Here is a 25,949-nt window from a genome sequence, read left to right on the forward strand (position 1 = left end):
TACGGCGTGAGCCGCCGTGCGCAAGGTTCGCGGGCTGGGAAAGAGCCGACGCGACAACGACCTGCTCCGGCGAATGACGATAAAGCGGGTAGGTTGCTGGCGGCCCGCTCTTGCCGAAAAGCGAAAGCGGCAAGAACGACCCCCCGCAGGGTATCGGGCGATATTCCCATTCTGCACGAACGGGAATTGAGCCATGTCCAGAAGCGACCAATATTGTCGTACGAACCGGGTGCGCCAGCCAGCGTTTTTCATGGCTCGATTCGCGTAGGTCAGGGTTTCCAATCTTTTGCGCGCGGTAGGCGGCCGACTCCCGGGTTGAAACTGTTGGTCGGATCAAGGTTGCGGAAGTGCTGTTCGAGGGTTTCTTCCGCCCGGTAGAGGTGGCCGACATTATGCTCTGCGGGATATTTTGCACCGCGGGCGCTCTGGAACTCCAACAATTCCTCCTCGAGGCGTTCGAGATCGCACCCCGCTACGGCGATATAGTCCTGGTGAAAAACGTGACAGAAGAAATGCCCATAAGAGCTGGTTGCGAGAATCTTCCGTGAAATGGAGGGAGGCAGCACTTCGAGCCAGTCGATCTTGTTGCGCGGCAGGGCGATATCGAGCGACACAAGTCCTGCGGAGTTGTGCGGATTGAGAGAGCGATAGCGAACGGCCGCTCCGGCGGCGACAAAGCGATGCAGAAATGCGTCCTCGCCCTCCCGAGGCGAACAGATGAGATAGGCACCCGTCATGCGGGGAATGGCGTTTGCGAGATAGGTTGCCATCTCCTCCGTTCCCTTGTCGCCTGTCCGGATAAGCAGATGATGCTCGAAGCGATCGCGGAACGCCCGGAGGCGCGGGGGAAGATGCGGCGGAAGTGGGCGCGCCAGCGCGCGCAGAATCCGGTCGGAGAGATTGTCTGGCAAGATTGGCACCCGGCTTGCGAGCCTGTCGAGGCGGTCCTTCCAGGCATTGATGAGCGGCAGATGCCCCGTGCCGAGACGGCGGATCGCAAGAAACATGTCCTTGCCGTAGGTCGATGCGAGATCGAAGGCGCCGCGATGGAGATATTCGGCGGAAATGGGAAGGGTGGCGAAGGTAGAGAGGACATCGCGCCGAATCTTCGCGAGTTCGCCGGGATCATTGGTCCCGATGTAGAAGACCTGGGTTTTCGCGGCCTTTGCAAAACAGTCGGTCCGCACGGCGAACACGGCGAGGTGGCCGGCGCTGCCCGATGCTCCATGGAGATAGGAGGGGTCTGCATTGTAGCGAGCGGGGGTTGCATCGTCGACCCGCCGCACGCGCTGCTCATAGTCAATCGCCGATGCCGGGGCTTCGGCGACTGTCGATGGCGACAGTTCGAACCTTCCGCCTTCGAGCGCGCTCAGCATCGCCTCAGCACCCTCCGGCAATTCGACGCCGAGCTGGTTGACGAGTTGCAGTTGGCCCGCTTCGTCGCGCCGCGCAAAAAGCCCCATCTCGGTATAGGCGGGGCCGCGGTGGATCAGCGCGCCGCCTGAATTATTGCAGATGCCGCCGATGACGGATGCACCGAAGCACGATGACCCGATGACCGAATGCGGCTCCCGGCCCAGCGGCGCGAGTTTGCGTTCGAGCTGGTCGAGTGTGGCGCCCGGAAGGCAGATCGCCTGTCGTCCGCCATCGACGAGAAAAATGGTGGCAAGACGTTTGGTGCTGATCAGGACAACCGGTCGATCATAGGTTCCGAACGGCGTAGATCCGCCGGTGAGCCCCGTGTTTGCTGCCTGCATGATGACGATCGCATTGGCGGCGGTACATGCCTCGAGCGCGCGCCAAAGTTCGACGAGCGTGCCCGGCACGGCGACGGCGACAGCCGAGCCATCGCCAAAGCGATATCCTTTGGTGAAGCGGCGCATCGCCGTCGTCCGCGTCACCAAATGCCGTTGACCGACAATCTCGGCGAGCCGCTGCGTCAGATCGGCACTATTCATGGGACATCAGCCGACCCGGACCATCACCTGCTTGATCGATACGGCTTGGTTGGTTCGCAGATATTCGGGCGGTTCGACGACTTCGAGTGTGTCGAACTTGTCGATGAAGGCGGCAATTGCGATCCGGAGCTGAAGCCGCGCGACCATATTGCCGACGCACATATGTTCGCCGTGGCCAAAGGTGAGGTGTTTGCGCGCCTCGGCTCGGGTGATGTCGAAGCGGTCGGGATCGGGGAATATGCTTTCGTCGCGATTTGCCGCCGAATACCACATCACGACCTTCTCTCCCGCAGCGATCCGCTGTCCGGCAATTTCTGTGTCGGCCGTTGCGGTACGCCGGAACAGTGGAACGACCGTGCTATAGCGGAGAATCTCCTCGATGGCATTGCTGATGAGATCGGGCTGTGATCGGAGCAGGGCGATCTGTTCGGGATGGCGATAGAGTGCGAGCAGTCCCGAGGTGGTCGTGTTGCGGGTGGTGCGATGGCCCGCGACGATCATCAGCGAGAAGAGGCTTTCCACCGAATAGGGACGCAGTGGCCGATCGGCCTTCGCGAGGGCTTCATGCGCGGCGCTCAGCAGGTCATTGCCAGGGGCCGTCCGCTTTCGCTCGAATAACTCCATGCCATATTTATAGACTTTGGCATAGGTCGCCGCGACGTCGTCAGCGAGCGCCGGATCGCCCACCGCAGCGAGTTTGTCGCCCCATTCGACGACCATGTCGCGGTCCTCATCGGGCACGCCGAGCAAGTGGCACATGGTGGCGGCGGGCGTGACCGCCGAAAAGGTCGAGACGAGATCGAACGTCTCGCCCCGCTTGATCGTATCGAGGAGGGCCGCGATGCGCTCGACGACCGCGGGCTCCAGGCGCTTGCTCGCGGGGCCGGCCAGATAGGGCATTACGATCGACCGATAGGTGCGATGGTCGGGCGGGTCCATGTTGACCATGTTGGCGCGCCGGATCGCGAGCGCTTCGGGCGTGAGCGGCTGGCGGCGATTCTCGTCGAACGAAAGCAAGGCTCCCGCGCCGATTTCGGAGGAGAAGAGGGTCGGATTCTTGCTGACGGCCTGAATATCGGCATGCCGGGTAAGAACCCAGAAGCCGGGTTCGTTCGCCTCGTTCTCGGGATGCCAGAATATCGGTGCGGCCTGGCGCAGCGCCGTCACCTCGGCAGCAGGCGTGCCTGCGAGGTAAAGGTCGTGACGTTTGAGATCGATCCGAAGATCGACGGGAAAGACGGGCGGATGAACCGGACCCGGGGTGGTCCTTTGTCCGGCATATGGATTGTGCGAGGCGCTTACGCTGCCCATTGAAAGTCTCCCAAGATTTCCATATCAGGTATCCTTGATATGGAAGATGGTCAATGTCTACACGACTATAGAGCAACAAATATGCAGAATTTGTTCGATGTTCACGGGGTTGACAGGGTCACTAAGCTGCGTAATCTAGGATGCTAGATTGTGAGCGCCAGCGGGCGACGCGCAACGCAAATGGGAGAGGGATATGTTCGACAAGCGGATTGCCAGTCGGCGTTTGATACGCCGCCGTGGGTTTATGCTGGCGCAGTGCGGCATTTTCGCCATGGCCTTGGCAGCGATGCCCACAATGGCCGCCGCACAGGAAGCGGGGACGCCAGCCGAGGGGGAGGGTGCTTCGCAGGGGCCCGCGCTCCAGGACATCATCGTCACCGCGCAAAAGCGCGCGCAGAGCTTGCAGGACGTTCCCGTCGCGGTGCAGGCAATCAGCGGCGAAGCCCTGCTGAACCAGGGCACGCCGGGCCTCGAAACCCTGTCCTCATCGGTTCCGATGCTCCACATCAGCTATGGCGGCCTCAGCGAGCAATTGTTCATCCGTGGTGTCGGCTCAGGGTCGAGTGCGGCCTTCGAGCAATCGGTAGGGCTCTTCCAGGACGGCATCGCCATGGGCGTCGCGCGGTTGTCGCGCCTCGCCTTCCTCGACACCGAGCAGGTCGAGATATTGAAAGGGCCGCAAAGCACGCTTTTCGGCAAGAGCACGATCGGCGGCGCGGTCAACATCACCTCGGGCCAGCCGCGCTTTTCGCTCAAAGGGCAGGCGGTCGGGCTTTTCGACATCGATGGCGGCACACGCCGGTCCGTCGAAGGCTATGTGACCGGACCGCTCAGCGACACGGTGGCCGCGCGTCTCGCGGTCAAGGCGTCGACAGCGGACGGGGCCTTCTTCAACACCTACACCGACCGCCGCGCTCCCTATGAAAAGAGCGTATCGGGTCGCTTCAGCCTGTTGGCGAACCCGGCCGACAATCTGGAACTCTTCGCCTCGCTCCAGGCGAGCCGTGCGACCAGCTTCGGCCGTTCGGCGCAGATCGGCTTCGTCGATACACGATTTGCCAATGTGAACAGCTTTGTTGCGCAGGTGCGCGCGCGCGACGCGGATGAGGATTTCATGCCGAACCGCTTCCGTTCGGCGGGCCGTAATCCCATCGCCTGTGACGAATGCGGCAAGGATCAGGCGGTAATTGGCACATTCCGCGCCACGCTCGATATCGGCGCGGCAAAGATGGTCTCGCTGACCGGCTATATCGACAGCAAGTGGCGCGAACAGATCGACGCCGACGCCACGCCGCTGCCGATCGTCAACACCTTCCTCAACCAGTCGACCAGGCAGTTCAGCGAGGAGCTGCGGATTGAATCCGACCCGAACCTGCGCTTCACCTACATCGGCGGCGTCTATTTCCAGAATGCGCAGATCGATGCGATCGACAGTTGCAGCGATTTCGACCTAGGCGTGCTCGGGCGAATAACCCGGATCCGCAGCTGCACCAGCGCGATGCGTGACGAGTCGACCATGGGCGTCTTCGCGCAAGGCACGTATGAGATCGCTCCCGGCTTCCGCATCACGGCTGGCGGGCGCTACCAGACCTCGGATCGCAACATCCACAATATCCGATATGTGCCCGACCCCGGGACAGGAACGACGCCGACGACCAATCCGGTCGTGCTCGCGACCGCTGCTGCAGTCCTCGGCCAACGGCCCTTCGACGTGAAGCGCTCGTCGGGCGAGAGCAGGCTTACCCCGTCGGCCTCGATCGAATGGGAGCCCTATGACGGCGGCCTGCTGTATGCCGGTTATCGCACGGGCTTCAAGCAGGGCGGTTTCGATTCTTCGATTGGGACGTTCTCCGACGCCAATTACCAGTTCGCCCCCGAGACCGCCGAATCCTTCGAGATCGGATATAAGACGAGCCTCTTGGGACGTCGCGGTCGCCTCAACATCAACGCCTTCACCAGCACCTTCGACGATTTGCAGCTAAGCTCGTTCAACGGCATTGGCTTCACCGTCCGCAACGCGGCAAAAGCACGAAGCCGCGGCGTCGAGGCCGAGATCGAATTCGCGGTGACGGACGGGTTCACGATCGGCGGGAATGCCGCTTATCTTGATGCCTCTTATGCCTCCTATGCCGATGCGCCCTGTTATGCGAACCAGACAGCCGTCGGAGGATGCATGACCGTCGGTGGGACGCGGGCGCAGGATTTGAGCGGGCACAGTCTGGCCTATTCGCCCAACTGGTCCGGTTCGCTCTTCGCCAATCTCCGCCAGCCCGTGGGTGGCGGCCTCGTCGCACTGGCCGATTTTCGCGTTTCGGCACGGACCAGCCAGGAATATGGTCCCGACGGCGATCCGAACCGGATCGCGCCAGGCGTCGCACTCTATGACCTGCGCGTCGGTATCGGAGATGCCGATGGCCGCTGGGAGTTTGCGGTCGTGGGCAAGAATCTGACCAACGAATATGTGCCAAGCTTTGGCTTCAACGTACCTCTCGTCGCCGGGGCCTATACGGTCCAGGTCGATCAGCCGCGGGTGATCGCGCTCCAGGCAAAGGCGCGTTTCTAGTCACGGTTGGGCGCGGGTCCCTCGCGGACCCGTGCCCCGCCGACTTCTCGGGTCCGGGCGTCATATGTATCTTACCCAATGTGTGCACAGAATGATTCAGCGGTCGCCTGACGCGACCGCGCTCGTCGACGGCGAAGAGCGACTAAGCTGGGCTGAACTTCGGGATCGCGTGGCGCGTTTCGCCGACGCGCTTGGGCGGCTGGGCGTCGCGCCCGGCGACCGGGTCGCGATGCTCGCCCGGAACGGCAATCATTACGCCGAATATCTGCTCGGTACCTTCTGGGCAGGGGGTGTCATCACGCCCGTCAACACGCGCTGGTCGAGTGCCGAAATAGCCTTCTCACTGGTCGATTGCGAAGCCTTCGTCCTGATCGTCGAACCCTGTTTTGATGCGTTGATTCCCCATATTCGTTCCGCAGCACCGCATCTTCGCCACATCGTCTCGACAGGGTGCTCCGCCGTGCCGGGCGTTGCGAGCCGGGACGAGTGGCTGGCGGGCGCGGTTGCCGTTCCCGATGCGGTCCGGCGCGGCGACGCATTGGCCGCCGTCATGTATACCGGCGGCACGACGGGACGCCCGAAGGGCGTCATGCTGGCGCACGCTAGCATCGGCTTTTCGCTGATGGGAACCTTGTCGCAGCCCGGCGCGCCGCCGGGCAAGGTCTTCCTCCATTCGGCTCCGCTGTTTCATATCGGGGGGCTTGCCGGCCTCCTGCTTGCGCTGTTCGCGGGTGCGAGCTGCGTCTTCCTTCCCGCGTTCGATCCGCTCGACGTGCTCAAGGCGGTCGAGGCGCATCGGGTCACCGACATCTTCCTCGTTCCCACGATGCTGCGGATGGTTGCGGACCATCCCCATTTTGCCGATTTCGATACGAGCAGCGTTCGCCTGATCCGCTACGGCGCATCGACGATCGACGAGACTTTGCTCGCCCGGCTGGTCGCGGCCTTTCCGCAGACGAACTTCTGCCAAGCCTATGGCATGACCGAACTTTCGCCAACCTGCTGCCTCCTCGCGCCGGCCGATCATGGACCGGAAGCTTTCGAGAACGGCCGGGCGCGCTCGGCTGGGCGAGCCACGTCGGTCTGCGAGGTGCGCATCATCGGAGACGATGGGGCGGAGATGCCGCGCGGCCGGTCGGGCGAAGTGGTTGTGCGCGGCCCCAATGTAATGCTGGGCTATTGGGGGCGTCCCGAGGAAACCGCCGCGGTCCTGCGCGACGGGTGGATGCACACCGGCGACGTCGGCCGCATGGACGCGGATGGCTATGTCACCATCGTCGATCGACTCAAGGACATGATCGTGACGGGCGGCGAGAATGTCTATTCGGCCGAGGTCGAAAATATCCTCTCGACGCATCCTGGCGTCGCGGCCCTGGCGGTCATCGGTATAGCCGACGAGACATGGGGCGAGCGTGTTCACGCCGTCGTCGTTCCAAAGTCCGGCGCGTCCGTTGACCTCGCGGGTCTTCAAGACCACTGCCGTCCGTTGCTGGCCGGCTACAAACTGCCGCGATCATTGTCGCTTGTCGATGCGCTTCCTCTGTCGGGTGTCGGCAAGATACTGAAAACCGAATTGCGCGAACGCTATCGCGCCGCCTGAACTGGGGAATCATATGATGAAGGGATTGTTCGACCTCACCGGCAAGGTGGCGCTGGTGACGGGCGGTAATGGTGGGATTGGCCTCGGCATGGCGAAGGGCCTCGCGATGCACGGCGCGTCGGTCGTTATCTGGGGCAACAAGCCCGAGAAGAACGAGCGCGCGGTTGAAGGATTGCGGGCGTTCGGCGGCGAAGTACGCTGCGCACGGGTCGACGTCGCCGACGAGTCTGCCGTGAAGGCGGGCGTTGCCGCGATCATCGAGGAATTTGGACGGATCGATCAGGCGATCGCCAACGCGGGGCTCAGCATATCGCGCAAGGATATGTTCGACATCTCACTGGAGGATTTTCGCCGCATTCAGGACGTCAACGTTCATGGCGTCTTCTTCACGCTACGCGAAGCCGCCCGCTACATGATCGCGCGCGGTGAGACGGGGGAACGCGGCGGATCGCTCGTGTCGATCGCGTCCACCGCATCGATGCATGGTGCCGCGCGCAACGAGCATTACGGCGCCACCAAGGGCGCGGTCGTGTCGATGACCCGTGCGATGGCGGTCGAGCTCGGCCCGCTCGGCATCCGGGCGAACAGCGTGCTTCCCGGCTGGACCCGGTCGGACATGACCGAGCGGCTCCAGGGATGGGACAAGTTCAACAGCAATGTCGTTGCCCGTGCGCCGGTCGGGCGCTGGGGGGATGGTGACGATTTCTCGGCCATCGCCGTCTATCTCGCCAGCGACGCGTCGAGCTTTCACACGGGAGACTCAATCGTCGTCGATGGCGGATATACCGTCTTTTGATCTCGGCAATTTTGACATCCTCTTGCGCGGGAGGCCTGGCGCCTTGAATCATTCCGATGCGACCCAGACCGTCAATCCGGCACCCCCCGGCCTCCGGCCCTGGACGACATTATTCATTCTGACTGCGGTCTTTGTTCTGGCGAACATCGACCGCAACATCCTCGCCATTCTCCTGCCGTCGATCCAGGGGGAATTCTCGCTCGCCGACTGGCAACTCGGCTTGCTTGGCGGCTTCGCCTTCTCGCTCATGTACGGTATCAGCGGGATTTTCGTTTCCTTCGCAGCGGACCGGAGCAACCGGTCGCGTATCATCGCCATCTCGCTCGCGGTCTGGAGTGTGATGACCATGCTCTGCGGGGCCGCGACATCCTTTGTCCAACTCCTGTTCGCCCGCGCCGGTGTCGGGCTGGGCGAGGCAGGATGCAGCCCGCCAGCGCACAGCCTGATCGCGGACCTTTTTCCCGCGGATCGTCGAGCGCTGGCGCTCGGCATTTATGCGGCGGGGGCGTCTGCTGGGCTCACGCTCTCCTATCTGATCGGCGCCTGGCTCGTGCAGGAAGCGGGTTGGCGGATTGCCTTTGTCGCGGTTGGCCTGCCGGGCGTCCTGCTCGCGCCGCTCGTCGGGTTCGTGGCGAAGGATATGTTTCGCGCGCGTACGAAGGTTGCGATATTCTCCTCGGCGCTCGGGACCGCCTTCGGGCGGAATGTCGCGCTGATCTGGAACGATCGTGTCCTTCGCCATGTCTTCCTCGGCGCGTCGCTGGCGGCGGGTGTGTCGGCTTCGACCATCCTGTTCGTGCCGACGTACCTCATGCGTACGCACGGCATGTCGGCGATGGAGGTCGGCCTCGCACTCGGCCTTCTTAGCGGGATCGTCGGGTCGAGCGGCATGATTATCGGCGGCTGGATCGCCGACCGGATCGGGCGGACCGATCCGGCGCGACGCCTGTGGGTCGCGGTGGCGGCGAAAGTCATCGCGCTGCCGGCGCTGTTCCTGTTTCTCACGGTCGACGATACGACGACGGCGTTGTGGCTTTATGCCTTTCCGGCCTTGGTGGGTGGTATCTGGCTCGGTCCGACCTATGCGGCGGTGCAGACGCAATCCCCTCCCGATTCCCGCGCGATGGGCGCCGCACTGCTGCTGCTGACATACAACATCATCGGCTTTGGCTGCATGCCGCTCCTGATCGGAGCGGCGAGTGATCTGGTACAACAGGCGAGCGGTAAGGACGGACTGGCCTTCGCGATGCTGCTCCTCGTACCCTTCTCGATCTGGTCGGCGTTGCACTTCCTGCTCGCCTCGCGGCACATGCGCCGCCCGGAGACGTGTTCCGCCCTTTCCATATAGAGGCAGACTGACTAGCTAAGCAGAATTGGCGGCGGAGATCGAAATAGCATGGCCGGGGACAGAGAGAAGGGTCGACGGTCGGATGTGCGTCCGCGGGGCGGGACCGCGTTGCACCTGGCCCGCGACATCGCCCAGGAAATCTACGACAGCGGCATGAAGCCCGGTGATCGCTATCGTTCCGAGGCTGAGGCGCTTGCACTCCATGGCGTGTCGCGCGGCGCGTTGCGCGAAGCGCTTCGCTTCCTGCAGATCCAGGGTGTCATCAAGATCAAGTCTGGGCCCGGTGGCGGCACTTATGTCGGCAAGCCGAATTGGGAAGAACTCGCCTCGACGCTGGCCCTCGTCCTGCAGTTCTCGGGCGCCACTATCGAGTCGCTGATGATTGCGCGGTCGGCGCTGGAACCCGGCTTGGTCGCGCTGGCGGCGCGCCACGCGACCGCCGACGATTGCGACCTGATGGCACGCGCGATCGAGGATATGGGTGTGGCCATCGGCGATTACCCCGCCTATTACCGCGCCTATTCGCGTTTCTGGAATGCCGTCGCCGACGCCACCCGCAACCCGCTTCTCGAGATGCTCGCGCCCGCGCTTCGCCGCCTCACGCGATCGGGCGGCATGGTGCCCGACGAACCCTATCGCGTTCGCGCTCTAAAGCATGCGCGCTCGGTGTTCGACGCGATACGGGACCGCGATGCCGAGGGCGCGCGCCGCGCAATGGCCGAACTGGTCGAGGGATATCTGCACGATATGCGTGCCCTTTTTTCCAACGAAATCGTGCGCACGGTCTCCTTCGCGGACTTCGATCCCGAACTCGACCCGCGATAGAGATCGAGGGGCTCGTCAGGTGAGAAAGCCTGACATACGCGCCGACGACAGGATCTCTATCCAATAGCCGTCGGGGTCGGCGATGAAGGCGATGCCTTTCATCTTCCCGTCGTCCGGGCGCTTGACGAAGGCCGCACCCAGTTTTTCGAAACGATCGCACGCCGCCTCGACGTCGGGAACGCTGATGCCGATGTGGCCAAAGCCGCGCGGATCGCTGTTGCCATTGTGATAGGGCGAGGTTTCCTCCTTTTCGGTGCCCCAATTGTGCGTCAATTCGAGCGTCGTTTCGCGATCGAAGATAAAGCGCGCCCGCTCGGCGGGATCGAGCGGCAGGACTTCGCCCTCGTCCAGATAGGCAAGGAAATAGAGCGAGAATTGCATCTCCTCGAAATCAAGCTTCTGGAGCAGCGTCATGCCGAGAAGGTCGCGGTAGAAATGCAGTGACGCTTCGGGATCGCGAACGCGCAGCATCGTCTGATTGAGGGCGAATCCGGCGGTTCCGGCTGGTCGTGTCATGGGAATATCATCCTTTCATTGGAGGAAGCGCGCCGGATTTGTTCATGAAGCCGGATTGGGCGCAACCAACTCTTCGTACAGGCCGGCCGCATCGCTGCGCAGCGCAAGAGCGATTGCCGCGTCGGCCACCTCGCTGGCGCTCAGCACCGATCGCTCGCGAAGGCGTTCCTCGAGCCAGTCAGCCTTGTCGCCACCAATGCCGGTTTTCTGGAGGAAGGGCGTGTCGACGATGCCCGGACACAGGGCGTTGACACGCACGCCCTGTGTCGCGGCGAGATCGGCGCAGCAGCGTGTGAACATGATGACCCCGGCTTTGCTTGCGGCATAGACGGCGCCGGAGAGATAGGGATTGAGGCCACTGATCGACGCGATGTTGACGATCGATCCGCCCGGCTTGCGCATCAAGGGCAGCGCGACCTGGACGCTGAGGATGGTGCCCGCGAGATTGAGGTCGAGAATCGCCTTGATCCTGCTCGCCCGCGTGTCGGGCCAGGGCGGCGTGCCGGCCGGAATCCCGGCGCAATTGAACAGGAGGTCGATGGGTTCCTCGCTGGCGCCGATGGCGGCGAAAGCGGCCGCGATGGCGTCGGCGTCGGTGAGGTCGATCCGGATTTGCCGGGTCTCCACGGCGCACGCCAAACGCCCGGTTTCGGCGAGACCGTCGGCGTCGATATCCAGCAGGACCAGGCGCCAAGCCCCTTGCGCGGCTAGCGCGATGGCAATCTGGCGACCGATGCCCGACGCGGCACCGGTGATCGCGGCTGTTTTCATCCTCTTGCTCCCAAAGCTTCCGCATTGTATCTATGATACTAGATAAGAGGATGCAAAAGGAATGTCGCTGATGGCTGAAGATATTATTTTGTCTCAGGAACTAGGGAAATCCGATGAAGATGGGTTCTCGACCGCCCGAATTTCGCGTCATAGATTCACCAGCCGCGATATGTTGTCGGACGAGTTTGAGAAGATGTTTTCGAAGGTCTGGCTGCTCGTCTGTCCAATCGCTGACGTCGCCAAGCCGGGCGATGCCTTTCCGATCATGATCGGGAAAGAGCCGGTCGTGGTTGTGCATGGCGACGACGGTCAGATTCGCGCCTTCTATAATGTCTGCCAGCATCGCGGGCGCCAGATTGTCACCGAACGGCGCAACATCCGCTCGCTCTATTGCTGGTTCCACGGTTTCGAGTGGAATCTCGATGGGTCGCTCCGCAACATTCCCGACAAGGAGAGTTTCCAAGGCTATACGGACGAAAAGGACGTCGCGCTGCCGCCGATCCGCTGCGCAGTGTGGCAGAAGCTGGTGTGGATCAACCTCGACCCCGGCGCTGAAAGCCTAGAAGACTTCCTGGGCGAGGCGGGCCGTCAACTCGCCCAATACGGCCTCGATACCTATAATTTCGTCGGCGAGCAGATTATCGAGTGGGACTGCAACTGGAAGATTGCGGCCGACGCTTTTCAGGAGGGCTATCATGGCCCGGTCACCCACCCGCAACTGCAATTCTATCTTGAAGATGCGGAGGACATGCCGATCGATCTTTACGGCCTCCACAGCCGCGGCCTCTATCAGATGGGCGCGCCCTGTTCGCGCTTGCCCGAAGAGCAGCGGCGCACGGCGCAGCCTGGGCTGAAAGCCATGGCCGCCGCCGCTGGGGTCGATGCCGATGAATATGAAGGCCGACTCGACGAGATGCGCCTTGCGATGCAGCGTGGGATGCGCGCCAAACTCACCGAGCACGGCTATGACGTGGCGTCACTTGCCGACGACCAGATGACCGACGACTTTCATTATTTCATCTTCCCGAACATCACGATCAACACATTTGCGGAACGATTTTCCATCTTTCGCTATATGCCGCATCCGGACGATCCCGCGCGTTCGACCTTCTGGGTCCAGCAATTCGAACGTCCGGCGGAGCAGGGGACGAAGGTGCCGCGGCCGCAAACGATCCATGGACGTGGGCTCGAGTATAAGTTCGAAAACGAGGTCTACAACCAGGATGCACGCAATGTGCCCTGGCTGCAGAAGGGCGTGAACTCCAAGGGTTTCAAGGGAATGCTCTTCAACCGGCAGGAGCGCCGCCTTCGCCATTTCTATGACAGCCTGGATCGCTATCTATCGGCCGAGGAGGACGCGTGACCCGCGTCCTCTTTGTCGCTCCCGATGGAAGCGAGCGTGAGGCCATGGCGGAGGATGGCCATTCGCTGATGGAAACGGCACTGCGGCACGGAATCGACGCGATCAGCGCCGACTGTGGTGGAGGCTGCTCTTGCGCCACCTGCCATGTGTTGGTCGACCCCGTCTGGGTCGACCGGTTGGCTCCGATGAACGAAACCGAATCGCTGATGCTGGAATTCGTCGAAGATCGGCAGGACAACAGCAGGTTGTCGTGCCAGATAGAGTTGCATCCCTTGCTGGAAGGACTGCGCGTGATCCTGCCTTCCGGGGGCGGATAACGGCTCATGATTTGCCGGTCTGCCCGTGTCTCGATCATGATCAGTCAATGCCTGTTCACTCGCTAGATCACGCAATTGCCGACGGCCGACAGACGGCCACGGGCCGCCCGGGCACCGCAAAGCATCGGGGATCCACGGTTTCGGTCAGTTGAGACGAAGCGGGAAAAATAAGTCGATGGCATAACGCATTCATAACATATTGTTGTCGTTTCAAGTCAGCAGAAGCTGAGTGAATTAAACGAAATCCAGGGGCTTGGAGACAGTCTCTCGGCCTTGAGCCCGACCGAGGGACTATCCCTGCCGAGCCTGGTTGATGACGACAATCATATCCTTGCGCGCGCGATCTTCGTCGAAGCCGCACCCCGGCTAGGTATCAAGTTGCTCAAGGTTATTCGCCAATCGGGAATCTCTGAGGTCGAGGCGCTGCTGTTCGGCACTGCTGCTGATCGCGGCCGAACGGAGGGCACAGCGGTTCCGGGGAATGGATCTCGAACCGCGCTACGTCGATCCGCCATAGCGTCATCGTCTTATACTGGTCCATCATGTTCGGCCCGTCGTGTTCACGGTCTCGACTCAGTTCACATGGACGGCAAGACTGCCTGAATTGCAGCGCGCGACCAGCACCGTTCGCTTGGGCTGTTCGGCGCGTCCGCGATGAGAAGGTGATGATCAAGCTGAATGGAAAGGAGGTTCTCCGCATTGAGGCGAGTCACCACATAATGGCATCGAATCGTCTCTCCGATTTACGCAATACTCTAAACCGGGTGAGGGCATGGCTAACCTGCGCAAGCGACGATCCCTTGGAAATGCAGGGTTTGGGGAAAATAATACTTAGCACTTGAAGTATTATTTTCATCTGCTAGAGCGACCTTGGGAACGGGAAATATCCGTCCGCGCGATGGCTATGACGAAGACGGTAAACGTCTCCATGCCGCCGGAGCAACGCGGCCTCCGTCGAAGATCGGCCGTTCCTCGAAACAGAATGAATCGGATGCGTGGAGCGCATTTTCGTAGCACCTGTGCACGCGGAAAGCTCAGGCGCGCGCCAGTTTGGGAGGACAAGATGAGGACCGCATTTCTAATGCTTTCGACCGCTGCGATCGCCCTGGCGGCGACCCCGGCCCAGGCCCAGTCGGCCGCCCCCGCCGCGCCGGGCGACGACAGCACCGCGGCAGCTCCGCCTATCGACGACGGCTATGCCGGCGACATCGTCGTCACTGCGCAGCGCCGTTCCGAAAGCGTGCAGGACGTGCCGATCGCGATCTCCGCTTTCAACAGCGAGATGGTCGAGGCGAGCGGCAGCACCAACATCACCAGCCTCAACGGCCTCGCGCCCAATGTCGTGCTGCAGACGCAGGGCCTGGTCGCCAACGTTCCGATGATTTCGATTCGCGGCATGAGCACCGCCGACCCCGATCCCAATGCCGACCCGAAGGTCAGCACGATCATCGACGGGGTCTATATCCCCTTCGTGTCGAGCACGATGCTCGACCTGTTCGACGTCGAGCGGATCGAGGTGCTGAAGGGTCCGCAGGGCGTGCTGTTCGGCAAGAACAACCTTGCCGGCACGATCAACGTCATCACCGCGCGCCCGACCGACGATTTCGGCGGCGAAGTGCGGCTGACCGCGGGCTCGTTCGGGCTCAAGCAATTCCGCGGCAAGATCAACACCGGCCGCTTCGCGGGCGACGCGCTTGCCGCCAAGGTCTCGGTCAATTTTCGCGACTATGACGGCTACAGTCGCAACGTCATTACGGGAAATCGCCTCAATGGCGCCAACGTCAAATCGGTGCGCGGCGCGCTCAATTTCGACCAGGGTGGCGCGTTCGATTCGACCGTCGTCGTCGACTGGCTGAAGCAGAAGACGACCGGCCCCGCGCCGCATGTCCTCGACAATGGCGACCCCAATTGGGACCTGCTGCCCGACGCGGTGAAGACCGACGTCCGCAAGGCGGCGGTGCCCTTCGACCCCTATGCCAATACCGAAAGCTATGGCGGATCGTGGACCTCGAACCTCGACGTCGGTTACGGCACGGTCACCGCGGTGCTCGGTTATCGCCATCTCGACTATGTGACGCGCGGCGATTTCGACGGGCTGATCACCCCCGCGCCCCAACTCGACGTGACCCGCGACTTCTCTGGCAATTCGAAGAGCGCCGAGCTGCGCTATGTCTCGCCCGCCGACGAGCCGGTCGATTTCGTCGTCGGCGCCTATTATCAGACCGACAAGTGGCGCCAGTTCAACACGGTGCTCGCCAATCCGACCACGACGACGCTGGCGCAGCTTCATCAGGATACCGAAAGCTATGCGCTGTTCGCGCTGGTCAACGCGCACCCGACCGACAGTCTGACGCTGTCGATCGGGGGTCGCTACAGCCATGACCGCAAGAAATACGACATCGCCTCGCAGGTGCTGGTGAACAATGTCCAGCGATCGTCGTTCCAGAGCAGCCTCGAGGCGAGCTGGGCCGAGTTCACCCCGCGCCTGACGGTCGAATACAAGATCGGCCCTTCGGCAATGCTCTACGCCAATTATTCGCAAGGGTACAAAGCGGGGGGTTACAACTCGCGCGGGACGATCCCCGAAAATGTCGGGCCCTATGATCCCGAGCGCGTCAACGCGTTCGAGGTCGGCGCAAAGACCGACCTGTTCGACCGCCTGCTCCGCTTCAACGTCGCGGGCTTCGTCAACAATTACCGCGACCTGCAAAGCTCGGTGACGAAGATGGGTTCGGTGCGGCCGGAAAATATCACGACCAACGTCGCCGCCGCGAAAATCTATGGCTTCGAGATCGAAACCTTGCTGCGTCCGTCGCATAATTTCACGCTCGGCGCGAACATCGCCTATCTGCACGCGCGCTATACCGACTTTTGCGCCGACACCGACGGCGTGTTCACCAATGGCGCGCCCGAGCCCGGCCAGTGCGGCCCCGCGGTGCCGATCCTGATCAACGGCGTCCCGAACGGCAGCTTTGCGGTTCCCACCGATTCGAGCGGACTCGAACTCGCCAACGCGCCGAAATGGAGCGGCAGCGTCTCGGCCGACTATGTGATCCCGATGTCGTTTGGCGAGATCAAGCTGCACAGCGACGCGCGCTATTCGAGCCGCTTCAACACCTGGGGCCGCGACAACGACCCCGGCTATTACCGCAATGAGGTCGTGCTGCTCAACGCCAGCATCGCGGTCGCGGGCGAGGACGACAAGTGGAAGGTCACGCTTTACGGATCGAACCTGACCGATCAGGAAGTGATTTCGGGCGCGATCTCGGCCGGCGCGACGCCGATCCAGCAATTCTACCAGCCTCCGCGCGAGTTCGGGGTCGATGTGGCGTTCAAATTCTGATCTTTCCGCCCGCGGTGCAGCCGGTCTGTGCCCTGGGTGACGCAAGCCGGATGATGGGAGGATGACTATGGGTTGGGACGTGAATCGCCGGACATTTGTCGGCGGAATGGGTGCACTGGCAGCCGCTGGGCTCGCGCTTCCAGCCTATGCGAAGAACGGCAAGAAGCTCAATGTCCTGATGATCGTCACCGATCAGGAACAAGGCATGGCGAGCTATCCCAAAGGGCTGCTCGAAAAACTGCCCGCGCACCGCGAGATGCTCGAACGCGGACTGTTGGTCGAAAACTACCATGTTCACACCACCCCCTGCACCCCGTCGCGCTCGACGATCTTTCAGGGTCACCATACCCAGCAGACGGGGTTGTTCCTCAACAGCGACAACGCCCCATATCCCGTCGCGGCGGAGGATATGCCGACGCTCGGCCACATGATGCAGGCCGCGGGCTATTACACGAGCTACAAGGGCAAGTGGCACCTCAGCCGCATCAACAACGAGCGCAACTGGACGCGCATTCCCGGCGGCATCTATCCGACCACCGAAAATGCGATGGAGAAATACGGCTTCCACGATTACGGCTTCGACGGCGAGGAAGTCGGTCTGACGTGGGATGGCTACAAGGCCGACATGGCCGTCGCCGGCGACGCAGCGCGTTCGATCCTCGACTATGCGCGGCGTGACAAGGCGGGCGGCAAGCCGTGGTTCCAGGTCGTCGGGCTCGTCAATCCGCACGACATCATGTTCTATGACGCGACGGGCAAGCAGGCCGAAAGCCGACCCGATCCCAATGCGCTCGGCCCGTTGCGCCGCGAGCCCGGCGATCCGCTCTACGAGGTCGATAACAAGTTCGACCTGCCCGAAAGCTTCTATAAGGATGATCTTTCGACCAAGCCCGAGGCCCACAGTGCGATCGTGCGGCTCAACGACCTCTTCTACGGCACCATGCGCCACGACGACGAGGAAAGCTGGCACCGCTTCATCAACTATTATTACAATTGCCTCCGCGACGTCGATCGGCGGCTCGGGCAGTTGCTCTGGGCACTCAAGGAAAGCGGTCAGATCAACAATACGATCATCATCTACACCAGCGATCATGGCGAGCGCGCGGGCGCGCACGGGATGCGTCAGAAGGGCGCGACCATGTACCGTGAAGAGGTCAATATCCCGATGATCATCGCCCATCCCGATTTCGCCGGCGGCCGCACGACCAAGGGACTGATGGGAGCGATCGACCTTGCGCCGACGCTGATGAGCCTCGCCGGCCTCTCCGCCGACGAGCAGGTGGGCCGTTTCCCCGGTCTGCCGGGGCTCGACGTGTCGGGCCTGCTGACCTCGCCGACAGCGCAAACCGAGCGCGACCGGCAGGGGCATCTCTTCAACTATGCCGTCGTTCATTACTGGGAACCCACCAAGGACCGCACGGCGGTGCTCGCGTCAGGTGAACCGGACTATTCGAAGCGCTTCGACCTCACGAAGCGGCGCCTCCACCGCGGCGTCCACGACGGGCGCTACAAGTTCGCACGCTATTTCGCGCCGGCGCACCATAACACGCCGACCGACTGGAAGACGCTGATCGCGATGAACGACCTTGAACTCTACGACACCTACGCCGACCCAGGCGAGATCGTCAACCTCGCGAGCGATCCAAAGCACAAGAGCGATGTGCTGCGGCTCAACAAGATGGCGAACGCGCTCATCAAACGCGAGGTGGGTATCGACGACGGCCGCGAATATCCGGGATCGACCGAGATGTATAACCAGCCGGTTTAAGTATTTGATCCCGACATTTGATGGTACCGATTGCGTATAAATCGTTCGGGTTGAATTTCCCCTGTTCGGCAGATGTTTTCGCAGGGCGTGAGGCCCCGCAGTGTCTTCAGAAGGCCCATCTGAAGCGCGGCAAGATTGACGCGCTCGATGGCGAGGTGACCCCCTTCGACCGCTTCACTGGCCGCTTGGGCACTGTCTTCCTCCAGGAAAATGTCACTTGGTCGGCCTTTGGAAGCGCGGCCTGACATCTGGGCGACGCGGTGCAACGAGGCCGCTCCGAACAACGTGTCGTGAGTAAACCCATCTTCGACGCTGATCGGGGGTCCGTTCAGGTTACCGCGTTCGGGGCGATACGGCGCGCCGTGCTAAACAAGACCATGCAGCGCGGTAACGCGCCGAATGTCGGCTATCTTGAATCCACGCCTGAAGGCCGTCGGTCTGTAGACGGTCATGTGCCGCCTTTGCGCCGCGAAGCATCGGGGATCCACGATTTTGGCCAGTTGAGACCGAGCGGGTGACTCCGCCAACACTTTCGCGCAGAATCAGTCTCTGGCCACTGTTGTCTAATGTCGCCGCGCCATAACGTCGCGGAATTGGGGGCAATTCAGCCCAAGTGAGCTCAGCTATGCATTCGCGACAAAAACGCGAGACTGCGTGGTGCCGGCTGTCAGACTCGAACTGACGACCTACCGCTTACAAGGCGGTTGCTCTACCAACTGAGCTAAGCCGGCGCCCGGTCCCCCTAGAGTATTTTCGCATAGGATGGAAACACCTGGCGTTCTTAAAAATGCGAGAGGCGAGGGGCGTGTCAAATGATGCCGAAGGTCCAGCTTTCGGTCATGGCGAGCGCATCGGTCAGCGGGGCGGGCGACCAGGGCGCCGTATCCGAAGCGATTGCGCGGAGCCAGGCGGCGGTCAGCAGGGCGTCGCTGGCGTGGTCGATGACCGGCCCCGCGACACCGACGGGCGGCGAGCCGAGCGCGGCCAGCGCGGCGTCGAGCGCGCTGCCGTCGCGGATCTTGCTGCGCCCCGGCGCCATCCCCGCCGCGCGCGCGGCGAGGCTGGTATAGATTTCGACGAGCAGCGGGCCGCTGGGTGGCATCGGATCGAGCGGCCAGAGGGAGATGCGGCCGTGCAGCCGGTGGAGGAGGCGCATCCCCGCCAGGCTGGCCTTGCCGACCTGCGCCGCGCCGACGAGGTTGAAATTGCTGACGCTCGCCGCCTGCTTCGTGGCGCGCTGATGCTGTTCGACGACGCGCAGCCGCCCGGCGCCGGGTGCGTAGAGATCGCCGACATCGCCCCGACCGTGGCGGAAATGACGGCGCGCTTCGGGATGCGCGACGAAGCCGCCGACCTCATAATGCGGGTCGTCGGCCGTGAGCGCCTCGACCAGCCCCCACAGCGCGGGAAGGTCGGTGGGACTGTCGGCCCATTCGGGGAAATAGGCGCCGCGATCGGCAAAGGCGAAGGCGGCCGAGAAATCGAAGCCGATCAGCATGTCGGCGCGCGCGGCCGCCGCCGCTTCGAGCCAGGCCAGGATTTCACCGCGCGACCAGACATGCCCCGGCCGCACCAGCGCGGGCGCCGCGCCGCCGCTGGCGACCGCGAGCGCGATGCCGCGCTGGCGAAGGCCGCGCGCGCCCGACCAGTCGAGCGCGGCGAAATGGGTGAAACGGCGCATCGGAGGGCTTTAGCCCATGTCTGCCATCTTGCACAAAGGCACGCGGCGTCCCACATGCGCCTGATGCTGATCGAAACCGAATCGACGCCCAATCCCGCGACGCTCAAATTCCTGCCCGGCCGGGCGGTGATGGAGGCGGGAACCCGTGACTTCACCAGTCCAGAGGAGGCCGAGGCCTCGCCGCTCGCGACCGCGCTGTTTGCCCTGGGCGACGTCACCGGCGTCTTCTTCGGCCGCGACTTCGTGTCGGTGACGATCGCGCCGGGCGCCGAATGGAGCGATGCGAAGCCCGATGTCCTCGGCATCGTGATGGATCATTTCCTGGCCGACATGCCGCTCTTCCACCCCGCGAGCGCCGGGGGCATTTCGGTTCCGGGCGAGGATGAGGGCGGCTTTGCCGACGATCCCGCCGACGCCGACATCATCGAACAGATCAGGGGACTCATCGAAACGCGCGTCCGCCCCGCGGTCGCCAATGATGGCGGCGACATCCTCTATCGCGGCTTCGACAAGGGCAATGTCTATCTCAAGATGCAGGGCGCCTGCTCGGGCTGCCCGTCGTCGACCGCGACGCTCAAAAATGGGATCGAATCGCTCTTGAAACATTATGTTCCCGAGGTAACGGCAGTCCACGCCGTCTGATCCAGACTTTCAGCCAGGAGATACCCCGATGAGCGAGCCGCTTTCCGATAGCGCTCTCGATCAGTTGTTCCGCGCCGCGCGCACCTATAACGGCTATACCGACCGGCCGGTGTCGGAGAATCAGCTGCGCGCGATCTGGGACCTGGTGAAATATGGCCCGACGAGCGCGAACAGCCTGCCGGCGCGGATCGTCTGGTGCGTGTCGGACGATGCGAAAGCCAAGCTCGCGGCCTTCGCGCTTCCCGCCAACGCCGAAAAAATCTTGCAGGCGCCGGTCACCGCGATCATCGCGATGGACCATGAATTCTATGAACATCTGCCCGAATTTTTCCCGCACACCGACGCGCGCAGCTGGTTCGTCGGCAACGAGGCGCTGGCGCAGACGACCGCGTTCCGCAATTCGAGCCTGCAGGGCGCCTATTTCCTCATGGCGGCGCGCGCGCTCGGACTCGACACCGGGCCGATGTCGGGTTTCGACAACGCCGCGGTCGATGCCGCCTTTTTCGCCGATACGCCTCAGGTGAAGAGCAATTTCATCTCGACGCTCGGCTATGGCGATGCCGCGACCATTTTCGAGCGCAGCCCGCGCCCCGATTTCGAGCGTTTCAACCGCATTGCCTGAGGAGCGAACGCTCGTCATCGATTGTGCCAGCGAGGCCTGTTCGGCCGCGCTGGTCGAGGGCAGGCGCATCGTCGATTTCCGGCACGAGGTGATCGGCCGCGGCCATGTCGAACGGCTCGTCCCGCTGATCGCCGAACTGGCCGATAGCGGCCGCGCGGCGTCGATCGCGGTCGGTTGCGGCCCCGGCAGCTTCGCCGGGGTGCGGATCGGCGTCGCGGCGGCGCGCGCGCTGGCGCTCGGCTGGGGCGTGCCGGTGCAGGGCTTTTCGACTCTCGCGCTCGTCGCCGCTGGCGCGGCTTCGGCGATCGCCGAAGCGCGCGGCGCGCTGATCGTGATGGAGGGCGGGCACGGGCAATGGTTTGTTCAGCCCTTTGCCGCCGACCTGACCCCGCGCGCCGACCTCCGCTCACTGCTTCCCGACGAAGCGATTCGGGCCGCGGACGAGCTGGTGATCGGCAGCCGCGCCGAGGCGTTCGTGACACGCCGCGGAACCGGCCGCGCCCTGGCCGTCCTGCCCGACGCCCGCGCCTTCCCGAGCCTGCCGGCGCCCGCACTTTTCACGAACCCCAGCCCGATCTATGGCCGCGCGCCCGATGCCAAGCCGATGGCGGCGGCATGAAGGGGCCAGTGCGCCTCGCCACCGCGCGGGTCGGCGACCTGTCGGCGGCGATGCGCGTGATGGAGGCGGCTTTCGACCCCGCCTATGGCGAAGCGTGGAGCACGGCGCAGCTCCTGACCCTGTTCGCGCTTCCCTCGGCGCGCATCTGCCTCGCCTGGGACGGCGACGCGATGTGCGGCTTTTCGGCGGCGCGCATGGCCGGCCCCGAAAGCGAACTGCTTCTCCTTGCCGTCGATCCCGTGTGGCGGGGTCGCGGGGTCGGTCGGAGGCTGATCGACGACTGGCTGGCCTGGGCGAAGGCCGAAGGCGCCGAGGAGTATTTCCTCGAAATGCGCGCCGACAATGACGCCGTTCATCTTTACGAGCGAGCGGGCTTTTCGGAATGCGGGCGCCGCCCTGCTTATTATCGCGGCGGCGACGGGGTGGTCCGCGATGCGATAACCATGCGCCGTCGTTAGGATTTCCGCGCGAAATCGGTGATTGCGAAATTACATCCAGAATGGCATGAATCACGCTCGGATACTATTGTCGCACTATAATTCGCCCGTTCTTCTGGGAAGCTCGCAGAAAAGGAAAATCCTCCCATGTCGGATCAAGCCGATACCAATGAAATGCTCGTGACGCTGACCGCCGATATTGTTGCGGCGCATGTCAGCAACAACAGCGTCGCCATTTCGGATCTCGCCATTTTGATCAACAATGTGCATGCGGCGCTGTCGAACCTGGGCGACAAGCCGGTGGTCGAGGAAAAGCTGGTGCCCGCGGTGTCGATCCGTGCGTCGGTGAAGCCCGACTACATCACCTGCCTCGAGGACGGCAAGAAGCTCAAGATGCTGCGCCGCCACCTGATGACGCATTATGGCATGACCCCCGACGATTATCGCGCCAAATGGGGCCTGCCCGCCGACTATCCGATGGTGGCGCCCAACTATGCCGAAAAGCGCCGCGCGCTCGCCAAGGAAATCGGCCTCGGCACCAAGGGCCGCGGCGGCGGGCGCAAGCGCACCAAGGCCTGAAGTCTTAGGAAAATGCGGCGCCGGACGCGCGAGCGGGCCGGTGCCGCCCTTGTTCTATCGGCGGGGCATGCCTATACAGTTCGGAACCCTGAATATCCGACTGCATTGTGCAGGAAAGGCCTGTATGTCCGGTACCATCGACCTTGAAGCATTGTGCCACGAAAAGGGGCTGCGGATCACCGAGCAGCGCCGAATCATCGCCCGCGTCATCTCCGATTCCGAAGATCATCCCGATGTCGAAACGCTGTACGAACGTGCATCGAAGGTCGATAGCGGCATTTCGATCGCCACCGTATACCGTACCGTCCGCCTGTTCGAAGAGGCGGGGATTCTCGATCGTCACGACTTCGGCGACGGCCGTTCGCGCTATGAAGCCGCGCCCGAGGCACACCACGACCATCTGATCGACGTCGAGACGGGAAGGGTGATCGAATTCGTCGATCCCGAACTCGAGGCATTGCAAAAAGTCATCGCCGAACGGCTGGGCTTCCGCCTCGTCGATCATCGCATGGAGCTTTATGGCGTCCGGCTCGACCGCAAGGATTGATGCCGCCGCGGCGCGCGCCGCGATCGCGGCGGGGCGGCCGGCCCCGATCTCGCTGCGAGGAAAAGCGCGAATCCTGTGGCGCGTGTTGCTGCTGCTGCTCGCGCTCCTCATACTGGTGCCGCTCCATTATCTCTATCGGATCGTCAGCTATGGATCGCCCTTTCCCAGGCTGTTCCTGTTTCTGGCCGCGCGCATCGTCGGGGCGCGGGTGGTCCGGCGCGGCACGTCGCTGCGCCGCGACGTTTTCTTCATTTCGAACCATGTGAACTGGGTCGATATATTGTCGCTCGCGGGCGCGAGCGGCACCGCCTTCGTCGCCAAGGCCGAATTGGGCAAAGTGCCGGTGATCGGCTGGCTTTGCCGCCTCAACCGCACGGTGTTCGTCAGCCGCGAGGACCGCGGCGGCGTCGCCGACCAGATCAACCTGCTGCGCGAGGCGCTCGCCGATAATTGGTCGGTGACGGTCTTTCCCGAGGGCACGACGACCGACGGCCAGTCGCTGCTGCCGTTCAAGACCTCGATGATGCAGGTGCTCGACCCGCCGCCGCCCGCGGTGCTTGTCCAGCCGGTGCTGCTCGATTATGGTCCGATCGCCGAATGGATCGGCTGGATCGGCGACGAGACGGGAATCGACAATGCCAAGCGCATCCTCGCGCGCCCCGGCAGCTTCCGCCTCGACATCCACTTCCTCGACCCTTTCCACCCGCGCGACTTTCCGGGGCGCAAGGCGATCACCGCCGAGGCGCGGCGGCGGATCGAGGCAGCGCTGGTCGCGTCGCTCGGCAAGCCGCTGCGGCCCTTTCCGCATATCGTCGCGCCGGTGCGCTACGAACCCGAACAGCCCGCCGCATGACGGGGCGAATCCCCTTCATTTCCGCGCGTCATTCCTCTATCGGGACCGTATGACCGCACCCCCGACGCCCAAGACCTTTCACGTCAAATCCTTCGGCTGCCAGATGAACGTCTATGACGGCGAGCGCATGGCGGAGATGCTCGGCGCCGAAGGCTATGTGCCCGCCGCCGAGGGCGCCGACGCCGATCTCGTCGTGCTCAACACCTGTCACATCCGCGAAAAAGCGGCGGAAAAAGTCTATTCGGACATCGGCCGGCTGAAGCGCGCGGACGGCAGCACCCCGACGATCGCCGTCGCCGGCTGCGTCGCGCAGGCCGAGGGCGCCGAGATCGCGCGCCGAGCGCCGAGCGTCGATGTCGTCGTCGGTCCGCAGGCCTATCACCGCCTGCCCGACCTGATCGCCCGCGCCGCGCGCGGCGAAAAGGCCGTCGACCTCGACATGCCGCTCGACAGCAAGTTCGGCGCGCTCCCGGCGCGCGCGGGCGGCCAGCGTCCGACCGCCTTTCTGACCGTGCAGGAAGGCTGCGACAAATTCTGCACCTATTGCGTCGTCCCCTATACGCGCGGGGCGGAGATCAGCCGCCCCTTCGCCGACCTGATCGCCGAGGCGCGCGCGCTCGTCGCGGGCGGCGCGCGCGAGATCACCCTGCTCGGCCAGAACGTCAACGCCTGGGACGGCGAGGATGAGCGCGGCCGCGTGATCGGCCTCGACGGACTGATCCGCGAACTCGCGAAAGAGGACGGGCTCGAACGCATCCGTTACACGACCAGCCACCCGAACGACATGACCGACGGGCTGATCGCCGCGCATGGCGAGGTCGACAAGCTGATGCCCTTCCTCCACCTGCCGGTGCAGTCGGGCAGCGACCGCATCCTTGCCGCGATGAACCGCAGCCACAGCGTCGAAAGCTATCTCAAGGTCATCGCGCGCGCCCGCGCGGCGCGTCCCGACATTGCGGTCTCGGGCGACTTCATCGTCGGTTTCCCCGGCGAGAGCGAGGCGGATTTCCAGGCGACGCTCGATATCGTCCGCAGCGTTGATTATGCGATGGCGTACAGTTTCAAATATTCGCGCCGCCCCGGCACCCCCGCGGCGACAATGGACGGGCAAGTCGACGAAGCGGTGATGCACGACCGGCTGCACCGCCTCCAGGCCCTGCTCAACGCGCAGCAACAGGCGTTCAACGAACGTGCCGTCGGCCAGACGACGCGCCTGCTTCTCGAACGCAAGGGCAAGCTGGGCGGCCAGCTCATCGGCAAGTCGCCCTGGCTTCAGTCGGTCCATGTCATCGCGCCGGGCCTCGCGATCGGCGACATGGTCGATGTGCGGATCACCTCGGCCGGCCCGAACAGCCTTGGGGCCGAAGCGCTGATGGAAGCGGCCGCCTAGTGGCCTGGGGTTTGCGTGTTTCCGCAAAGGCGGGAACCCATCGTCGGTCGTCGGACTTTCAACCCATCGGAGATGGACTCCCGCCTTCGCGGGAGTACAC

The 25,949-nt window shown here is 63.2% G+C and carries 22 protein-coding genes and 1 tRNA gene; 17 read left to right on the plus strand and 6 right to left on the minus strand.

Features of this window, described 5'->3' with window-relative positions:
* Nucleotides 1-269 precede the first annotated feature (269 nt).
* Nucleotides 270-1,958 carry a D-lactate dehydrogenase gene (dld, locus tag CVO77_RS14750; protein ID WP_105999693.1) on the minus strand — a complete coding sequence of 563 codons (1,689 nt, stop codon included), beginning with the start codon at nt 1,956-1,958 and terminating at the stop codon, nt 270-272.
* A gap of 6 nt (nt 1,959-1,964) precedes the next feature.
* Nucleotides 1,965-3,269 (minus strand): cytochrome P450, encoded by a 1,305-nt coding sequence (locus tag CVO77_RS14755; protein ID WP_105999694.1) that lies wholly within the window; start codon nt 3,267-3,269, stop codon nt 1,965-1,967.
* Between the two features lie 295 nt (nt 3,270-3,564).
* On the opposite strand from CVO77_RS14755, the gene CVO77_RS14760 reads away from it, so the two are divergent.
* The 5 genes from CVO77_RS14760 (at nt 3,565) to CVO77_RS14780 (ending at nt 10,401) form a co-directional block, all read left to right on the plus strand.
* Nucleotides 3,565-5,832, plus strand: a complete 2,268-nt coding sequence (locus tag CVO77_RS14760; protein WP_158258080.1) for a TonB-dependent receptor — start codon at nt 3,565-3,567, stop codon at nt 5,830-5,832.
* Nucleotides 5,833-5,896: 64 nt separating this feature from the next.
* Complete coding sequence (locus tag CVO77_RS14765) at nt 5,897-7,432, plus strand: acyl-CoA synthetase (RefSeq protein WP_105999696.1); 1,536 nt, start codon at nt 5,897-5,899, stop codon at nt 7,430-7,432.
* A gap of 16 nt (nt 7,433-7,448) precedes the next feature.
* Nucleotides 7,449-8,228 carry an SDR family NAD(P)-dependent oxidoreductase gene (locus tag CVO77_RS14770; RefSeq protein ID WP_197709638.1) on the plus strand — a complete coding sequence of 260 codons (780 nt, stop codon included), beginning with the start codon at nt 7,449-7,451 and terminating at the stop codon, nt 8,226-8,228.
* A gap of 43 nt (nt 8,229-8,271) precedes the next feature.
* Complete coding sequence (locus tag CVO77_RS14775) at nt 8,272-9,576, plus strand: spinster family MFS transporter (protein WP_158258081.1); 1,305 nt, start codon at nt 8,272-8,274, stop codon at nt 9,574-9,576.
* Between the two features lie 108 nt (nt 9,577-9,684).
* Complete coding sequence (locus CVO77_RS14780) at nt 9,685-10,401, plus strand: FadR/GntR family transcriptional regulator (RefSeq protein ID WP_158258082.1); 717 nt, start codon at nt 9,685-9,687, stop codon at nt 10,399-10,401.
* A 15-nt stretch (nt 10,402-10,416) separates the two neighbouring features.
* On the opposite strand, the gene gloA is transcribed toward CVO77_RS14780, so the two are convergent.
* Together gloA and CVO77_RS14790 are read right to left on the minus strand one after the other, a co-directional pair.
* Nucleotides 10,417-10,917 (minus strand): lactoylglutathione lyase, encoded by a 501-nt coding sequence (gene gloA / locus CVO77_RS14785; protein WP_105999700.1) that lies wholly within the window; start codon nt 10,915-10,917, stop codon nt 10,417-10,419.
* Nucleotides 10,918-10,959: 42 nt separating this feature from the next.
* The gene (locus CVO77_RS14790) at nt 10,960-11,688 is read right to left on the minus strand and encodes an SDR family NAD(P)-dependent oxidoreductase (protein WP_105999701.1); all 729 of its coding nucleotides are present in this window, start codon (nt 11,686-11,688) and stop codon (nt 10,960-10,962) included.
* A gap of 193 nt (nt 11,689-11,881) precedes the next feature.
* Here CVO77_RS14790 and CVO77_RS14795 point away from each other — a divergent pair, with 193 nt between their 5' ends.
* The 4 genes from CVO77_RS14795 (at nt 11,882) to CVO77_RS14810 (ending at nt 18,479) form a co-directional block, all read left to right on the plus strand.
* Nucleotides 11,882-13,051, plus strand: a complete 1,170-nt coding sequence (locus CVO77_RS14795; RefSeq protein WP_158258083.1) for an aromatic ring-hydroxylating oxygenase subunit alpha — start codon at nt 11,882-11,884, stop codon at nt 13,049-13,051.
* Nucleotides 13,048-13,368 (plus strand): 2Fe-2S iron-sulfur cluster-binding protein, encoded by a 321-nt coding sequence (locus CVO77_RS14800; RefSeq protein ID WP_105999703.1) that lies wholly within the window; start codon nt 13,048-13,050, stop codon nt 13,366-13,368. The genes CVO77_RS14795 and CVO77_RS14800 overlap by 4 nt, the downstream gene beginning before the upstream one ends.
* A gap of 1,081 nt (nt 13,369-14,449) precedes the next feature.
* Nucleotides 14,450-16,711 carry a TonB-dependent receptor gene (locus CVO77_RS14805; protein WP_158258084.1) on the plus strand — a complete coding sequence of 754 codons (2,262 nt, stop codon included), beginning with the start codon at nt 14,450-14,452 and terminating at the stop codon, nt 16,709-16,711.
* Between the two features lie 106 nt (nt 16,712-16,817).
* Nucleotides 16,818-18,479, plus strand: coding sequence for a sulfatase family protein (locus CVO77_RS14810; protein WP_158258085.1), 1,662 nt, complete (start codon nt 16,818-16,820; stop codon nt 18,477-18,479).
* 655 nt (nt 18,480-19,134) lie between these two features.
* Here the strand turns inward: CVO77_RS14810 and CVO77_RS14820 are convergent.
* A tRNA-Thr gene (locus CVO77_RS14820) sits at nt 19,135-19,210 on the minus strand.
* A gap of 77 nt (nt 19,211-19,287) precedes the next feature.
* Nucleotides 19,288-20,160 carry a hypothetical protein gene (locus CVO77_RS14825; protein ID WP_105999707.1) on the minus strand — a complete coding sequence of 291 codons (873 nt, stop codon included), beginning with the start codon at nt 20,158-20,160 and terminating at the stop codon, nt 19,288-19,290.
* 63 nt (nt 20,161-20,223) lie between these two features.
* On the opposite strand from CVO77_RS14825, the gene CVO77_RS14830 reads away from it, so the two are divergent.
* The 8 genes from CVO77_RS14830 to miaB all read left to right on the plus strand — a co-directional run bounded on the left by CVO77_RS14830 (nt 20,224) and on the right by miaB (nt 25,849).
* Nucleotides 20,224-20,802, plus strand: coding sequence for a NifU family protein (locus CVO77_RS14830; protein ID WP_106000860.1), 579 nt, complete (start codon nt 20,224-20,226; stop codon nt 20,800-20,802).
* Between the two features lie 28 nt (nt 20,803-20,830).
* Nucleotides 20,831-21,424: a malonic semialdehyde reductase gene (locus CVO77_RS14835; protein WP_105999708.1), complete on the plus strand. Its 594-nt coding sequence runs from the start codon at nt 20,831-20,833 to the stop codon at nt 21,422-21,424.
* Nucleotides 21,417-22,043 (plus strand): tRNA (adenosine(37)-N6)-threonylcarbamoyltransferase complex dimerization subunit type 1 TsaB, encoded by a 627-nt coding sequence (gene tsaB, locus CVO77_RS14840; protein ID WP_242445957.1) that lies wholly within the window; start codon nt 21,417-21,419, stop codon nt 22,041-22,043. Before CVO77_RS14835 ends, tsaB begins: the two co-directional genes overlap by 8 nt.
* Nucleotides 22,040-22,501 (plus strand): GNAT family N-acetyltransferase, encoded by a 462-nt coding sequence (locus tag CVO77_RS14845; protein ID WP_242445958.1) that lies wholly within the window; start codon nt 22,040-22,042, stop codon nt 22,499-22,501. Before tsaB ends, CVO77_RS14845 begins: the two co-directional genes overlap by 4 nt.
* Before the next feature lie 126 nt (nt 22,502-22,627).
* A complete protein-coding gene (locus CVO77_RS14850) occupies nt 22,628-23,059 on the plus strand; it encodes a Ros/MucR family transcriptional regulator (protein WP_105999709.1) in 432 nt (143 codons plus the stop codon).
* A 124-nt stretch (nt 23,060-23,183) separates the two neighbouring features.
* Complete coding sequence (locus CVO77_RS14855) at nt 23,184-23,606, plus strand: Fur family transcriptional regulator (RefSeq protein WP_105999710.1); 423 nt, start codon at nt 23,184-23,186, stop codon at nt 23,604-23,606.
* Nucleotides 23,578-24,459, plus strand: a complete 882-nt coding sequence (locus tag CVO77_RS14860; RefSeq protein ID WP_105999711.1) for a lysophospholipid acyltransferase family protein — start codon at nt 23,578-23,580, stop codon at nt 24,457-24,459. The genes CVO77_RS14855 and CVO77_RS14860 overlap by 29 nt, the downstream gene beginning before the upstream one ends.
* 49 nt (nt 24,460-24,508) lie before the next feature.
* Nucleotides 24,509-25,849, plus strand: coding sequence for a tRNA (N6-isopentenyl adenosine(37)-C2)-methylthiotransferase MiaB (miaB, locus tag CVO77_RS14865; RefSeq protein ID WP_105999712.1), 1,341 nt, complete (start codon nt 24,509-24,511; stop codon nt 25,847-25,849).
* Nucleotides 25,850-25,949 lie beyond the last annotated feature (100 nt).

The sequence above is a fragment of the Sphingopyxis lindanitolerans genome (assembly GCF_002993885.1).
Lineage (GTDB): Bacteria > Pseudomonadota > Alphaproteobacteria > Sphingomonadales > Sphingomonadaceae > Sphingopyxis > Sphingopyxis lindanitolerans.